The sequence below is a fragment of the Mycoplasma testudineum genome (assembly GCF_002245785.1).
Classification (GTDB): domain Bacteria; phylum Bacillota_I; class Bacilli_A; order Mycoplasmatales; family Metamycoplasmataceae; genus Mycoplasmopsis_B; species Mycoplasmopsis_B testudinea.
Genome location: NZ_NNCE01000025.1, coordinates 1 through 524, shown reverse-complemented (window position 1 = coordinate 524; position 524 = coordinate 1). Strand labels below are relative to the sequence as shown.

Genomic DNA, 524 nt, shown 5'->3' with positions numbered 1-524 from the left:
TACTTACGCTGATAAAGGGTAATTAGAGAATCGAACTTTTCCAATAATTGACCTATTTTTACTTGTTCTTTGAAAAATGGAATATAAAACTTAAAATTTGAATACTCCTTGGCATTCACACCTGGTTGTGCTGAACGCTGCGATGTTATTAATATTTTTTTATCATATTCATCACTAAATGTAATTTGATATACAAATTTTGGAAAGTGTTCCTTTTTTATTCTTAATCTAACTAAGTAGCCTGCAAAATAAACTTTTCCACAAATATCTCTATGAAAATATGATTTTCCGACACTTGCACCGGTATTTGCGAACAAAACATCTCCATATTGTAGTAAATAATCATCAGCACCATTTAGATCAAAATTTGGTGATGTTAATTTGTCAATTTTAAATAATCTCGAGTCATTATCAATATCAGTTATTCTAAGATATTTATTAATTCCATCATACTCAGTTGCAGCTGCTGGAAGTCCGTATTTAAAACTTTCTGACATCTCACCAAAACTATACTGTTCCCAAGT

The 524-nt window shown here is 30.0% G+C and carries 1 protein-coding gene; it reads right to left on the bottom strand.

The genetic code is table 4. The annotated features are described in order from the left end of the window. Positions 1 to 497, bottom strand: a 497-nt coding sequence (locus CG473_RS04140; protein WP_094255048.1) for a restriction endonuclease subunit S, incomplete at its 3' end; no start/stop codon positions are given. Between the last annotated feature and the right edge of the window lie 27 nt (positions 498 to 524).